Genomic DNA, 4,588 nt, shown 5'->3' on the forward strand with positions numbered 1-4,588 from the left:
CCCGGCCGCCCGATCGACGGCCTCGGCATCACCCGCGAGCAGATCGGCGACGACATCCTCTACCGACTCGAGTAGAGCCCGGCCCACGTCGTGGCCCAGCCGCCGCTAGAGCCCGGCGTCGTGTCGCGGCTAGTACGGCAGCCGCCATTCGTGATCATGGTTGGAATTCGAGGGTGAGGCGGCGGGTGTAGTGGGCTCGTGTGGCGCGTTGCCGGTGTTGTGTTCGCCAGTTTGACCAGTGCAAACGGTGAGCGGTGTCGTGGGCGGGGTGCTGGATCAGGATGTTGATCAGGCGGCGGATCTCGTTGGCGCTTCGCCGGATCGTGTTGGGTTCGGGACGCTCGTTGGCGGCGCAGATCGCGAGGATGGCGAGTGCGGCCAGGGCGAGGGTGGCGTGGCGGTGCCAGGACTGCCATTGGCGGACTTGGTGCTGGTCAAGACCGACCTGTCCCTTCGCGGTTTGGAACCCTTCTTCCACGGTCCATCGAGTTCCGGCTATGTGTACGAGCTGGGCGAGGCCGGCGGGTTCGGGTGTCCAGCAGCGGTAGAAGGCCAGTTCACCGGTGGTGTAGTTGCGTCGGATGAGCAGGCTGTGCTGGCCGCCTGCGCCGGGATCGGCGTCGGTGCCGACGTCGGTGAGCCAGGCCCAGTCATAGAGCCGTGGGCCTTTCGAGCCGTGGCCGGCGCTGCGTCGGGTCCAGGCCCAGGCGGGCAGGCCGGCGGCGAGGTGGTCGGCCCGTCTGCGGGCCTTGCCGCCGCTGATGGGGACGAGGTGGTCGCGGGAGATGGCCAGGACATAACCCAGGCGTAGCGCGCGGAGCCGTGCCCGCAGCATGCTGTTGTTGCCGTAGGCCTCGTCCGCGGTCACCCACCGAGCCGGTGTCAGTGCTTGGCGGGCGGCGGTGATCATGTCGTCGGCCAGTTGCGAGCGGGTGGCGAACTCGACGGTGGCGGGGATACCGGCCTGTTCCCGGCGCTGGGCGTCACTGGTCCAGGACTGGGGCAGGTAGATCCGGCGGTCGATCAGGGTGTGTCCGTGTTTACTGGCGTAGGCCAGGAAGACGCTGACCTGGGCGTTCTCGATCCGTCCCGCGGTGCCGGTGTATTGGCGCTGGACACCGACGGAATGGACGCCTTATGGCGCGCCGACGGTTATGCCGCAGTCGGTGCGGATGTCGTGTTGTTCGGCGGTGTCTGGCTTTCCTTCGCGGCATAACCGTTGGTGGCGCGGGATTAGAGTTGCTCGAGGAACGCGAGAAGGTCGTCGCTGGCCTGGTAGCGGGCGGGGTCGGTGTTCGGCGGTGCGGTTCGGGCGATGGCTTGTTCCTTGAGGGCCATGTCGGCGTGCAGGTAGACGCGGGTCGTCGCCGGGGTTTCGTGGCCGAGCCAGAGCGCGATGACGGTGATGTCGACGCCGGCATGGAGCAGGTTCATCGCTGCGGTGTGCCGCAGCGTGTGCGGGGTGACGTGTTTGGCCTGCAGCGATGGGCAGGTGCGGGCTGCGGTAGCGGCGTGTTTTGCGACGAGGCCGGAGACGGCGTCATGGGACAGTCGGGTGCCGCGGCGGGTCGCGAACAGGGGCTCGATGTCGGCTGGCTTGGCTGGGGTGAGCCAGGCAGCCAGAACGCTGACGGTGTGCTTGGTCAGCGGGGTGCAGCGGTCCTTGCGGCCTTTGCCGCGGCAGTAGGCGTGCGCGCCGACGCCGAGTTGGAGGTCGCCAGTGGTGAGCGCGGTCAGTTCGGCGACGCGGAGGCCGGTCTGCGCGGTCAGGGTAAGCAGGGCGTGATCGCGTCGGCCGTGCCAGGTGGTGGTGTCGGGTGCGGCCAGTAGCGCGTCGAGTTCGGTGGGGTTGAGGAAACTGACGATCGTGGTGGTGGCGCGTTTGGTTTGGATGCCCAGGACTCGGCTGATCAGCTCGGCGTGTTCGGGTGCTCGCAGGCTGGCGTAGCGGAACAGGGAGTGGATCGCGGCGAGGCGGGTGTTGCGGGTGGCGACGCTGTTGCCGCGCACTGTTTCCAGGTCGTGGAGGAACTCGCCGATGGTGACGGCGTCCAGGTCGGACAGCTCCAGTCGGGCTGGGAGTTTGCCGGTCCGCTGGTGGACGTGGGTCAGCAGCAGCCGCAGGGTGTCGCGGTAGGAGGCGATGGTGTGCGGGCTGGCGCCGTATTGGCTCATCAGCCGGTCGGTGAAGAAGGCCTGCAGCAGCGGCGCGAGCGCGGTCACGGCCCGGTCACCTCGCCTCGGCCGGGGTGCGCTGCCGCGTCGAGGCGGTGCGCGGCCAGGGCGAGCAGTTGCGGAGTGGCTTGCAGATACCAGAAGGTGGATTCCGGGCTGCTGTGGCCGAGGAACGCCGAGAGCACCGGAAGCCGGGCCGACACGTCGACGCCGGTCTGATACCAGTCGATCAGGACGTTGACCGTGAACGTGTGCCTCAGGTCGTGGATGCGGGGACGACGCCGTCCGGGCGGGGTGTAGATGTCGGCGGCGGTCAGGAGCCGGGTGAAGATCTGGTGCACGCCGCGGTGCTGGACTCGCCGGCCGGTAGCGGTCAGAAAGTACCCGGGCGAGATCGGGCTCGGGCAGAGCCGGTCACGGCGCGCGGCATAGCGGGCGAGCATCGCCGCTGTGGTGGGGTGCAGCGGGATCAGGCGGGTCTGATCGTTCTTCCCGGTCACCGTCACCGCCGACGCGTGTTCGTCGACGTCGCCGCGGTCGAGAGCCAGGGCCTCGCCCACGCGCAGCCCGCTCGCGGCCAGCAGACTGATCAGTGCCTGCATCGTGGCCGACGGCAGCGGCGCCGCGATCGTGCCGGCCGCGTGCACCAACGCCGCGATCTCCTTGACCGAGTAGTGGTAAGGGGTTGGCCGATGCGCCCGGCCGGGTAGCAGCCCCGCTGGTGGAATCTGGCAGTCCGGGTCGAACGCCGCCAGGTAGCGGGCGAAGCCTCGCACGATCGCCAGCCGCCGCTGCCGGTGCGCGGCGCTGATGTCCTCGGGCTGGCTCGCCCACGCCACCGCCTCGGCGATAGTGACGCTCCGATGGCCAGCGCGGTCGAGCCGGGCGGCGAAATCCAGCAACAGCCGGCCGTCCTGACACAGCTTGAAACCCAAGCCGCGACGCATCGCCAAATACTGTTCCGCCCAGGTTCGCAGGCTCATCGCGGGGCCCCCTGCGGAGAGGGCCGGGCCAACTCGGCCAGCCGAGCCTGGTCCAGCCGGGCATAGATCGCCGTGGTGCGCTGCTGGGCGTGCCGCAGCAACTGCCCGATCTCCTCCATCGACGCGCCGGCCGCCAGCAGATCGCAGGCCGCAGCGTGCCGCATCCCGTGCGGCCCGAACCGGGACACCCCGGCCCGCGCGCACGCGGCACCGACCAGCACGGTGACCGACGCGGTCGCCAACCCGGTGAACGGCGCTTTCACCGTGATGAAGACGTTGGGCGCGGCGGTAACCGGCCGCGCGTGCACCAGATAGTCGGCGACCGCCGCACCGACATCAGCCGGCAACGGCAGCACATCGACCCGACCGCCCTTGCCGCGCACGGTCAACTCGCCCGACCGCCAGTCGACATCGGCCAACTCCAGCCGGGCCACCTCGCCACCGCGCACCGCCAGACGGGCCAGCATCAGCAGAATCGCGAAATCCCGACGGCCGACGGCGCTGTCGCGGTCACACGCCGCCAGCACCGCCCGGACACTCTCACCGCCGGCCGACCGGGGCCGGGCCAGGTTGCGGGGCCTGCCCCGGCCAGCCGGGACTGCGCCAGCCAACCCGACCGGAACGTGCCCGGCCACGTGCAGGAACCGCAGCAACGACCGCAGCGCGGGCAGCGTCATCATGTCCAACGCCGTACTCCGCCGCCGCGTACTCCACTGCTGCACGAAATCGATGACCTGCCCGGCTGACAGCCTCGATAGCGCATCCTCCAGGGGCTCGGACAGCCCAGCCAGAAACGTTCGAGCGCATCGCAGATAGTGCTTCACGGTGCCCGCGGACAGCCCGCGCTCGTCTTCCAAGTAGCGGCGGTACTCGCCCACCAGCACATCTGCCGGTGTCACTGCCACCATCACAGCCGGCGGCGGGACTACCCGCAGCCGGCGCAGGTACTCCAACAGAGGCGCCAACGCCCGCCCGCCGACTCTCACCGAGACACCGGCCGACCGGCGCTCCCGTTGGAACTTCCGCACGACCTCGCTGGTCAGCTCGGCCGTGGCCAGGCCATGGTCGAGCAGCCAACTGCTCAGATCCGCCAACCGGTGAACGTGATCGACGATCGTGTCCGGCGAGAATCCTTGCGCCGCCAAGTCCTCACGAAGCCCGTCAGCGAACGACGCGAGCGGCCCCTGCACCGCGATCCGCCAGCGACGCCGTCCACCATCACCCATGTCCATGGTCTTCTCCTGTCTGTCGATGGACTCCACCGACCAGACACGAGAAACATTCGGCTACGACGGACAACCCGTGTGTAATGCTGCCCGGCAACCCCGGCATCAGCACGGTGACCAGCGCCGATCCGCAACAACACGGCATAACCGTCGGCGCGCCATAAGGCGTCTAATGCCGAGTTCGGCATTAGACGCCTTTCTTCA

The 4,588-nt window shown here is 69.2% G+C and carries 4 protein-coding genes; all 4 read right to left on the reverse strand.

Annotation, left to right across the window (positions count from 1 at the left end):
* Positions 1–154: 154 nt before the first annotated feature.
* The 4 genes from VGJ14_07875 to VGJ14_07890 all read right to left on the reverse strand — a co-directional run bounded on the left by VGJ14_07875 (position 155) and on the right by VGJ14_07890 (position 4,420).
* Positions 155–1,084: an IS701 family transposase gene (locus VGJ14_07875; GenBank protein HEY2832324.1), complete on the reverse strand. Its 930-nt coding sequence runs from the start codon at positions 1,082–1,084 to the stop codon at positions 155–157.
* A 149-nt stretch (positions 1,085–1,233) separates the two neighbouring features.
* Positions 1,234–2,223 carry a tyrosine-type recombinase/integrase gene (locus tag VGJ14_07880; protein ID HEY2832325.1) on the reverse strand — a complete coding sequence of 330 codons (990 nt, stop codon included), beginning with the start codon at positions 2,221–2,223 and terminating at the stop codon, positions 1,234–1,236.
* Positions 2,220–3,158, reverse strand: a complete 939-nt coding sequence (locus tag VGJ14_07885; GenBank protein ID HEY2832326.1) for a tyrosine-type recombinase/integrase — start codon at positions 3,156–3,158, stop codon at positions 2,220–2,222. The genes VGJ14_07880 and VGJ14_07885 overlap by 4 nt, the downstream gene beginning before the upstream one ends.
* Positions 3,155–4,420, reverse strand: a complete 1,266-nt coding sequence (locus tag VGJ14_07890) for a tyrosine-type recombinase/integrase (GenBank protein ID HEY2832327.1) — start codon at positions 4,418–4,420, stop codon at positions 3,155–3,157. The genes VGJ14_07885 and VGJ14_07890 overlap by 4 nt, the downstream gene beginning before the upstream one ends.
* Positions 4,421–4,588: the final 168 nt, after the last annotated feature.

It is taken from the genome of Sporichthyaceae bacterium (genome assembly GCA_036493475.1).
In the GTDB taxonomy this organism is placed as follows: Bacteria; Actinomycetota; Actinomycetes; order Sporichthyales; family Sporichthyaceae; genus DASQPJ01.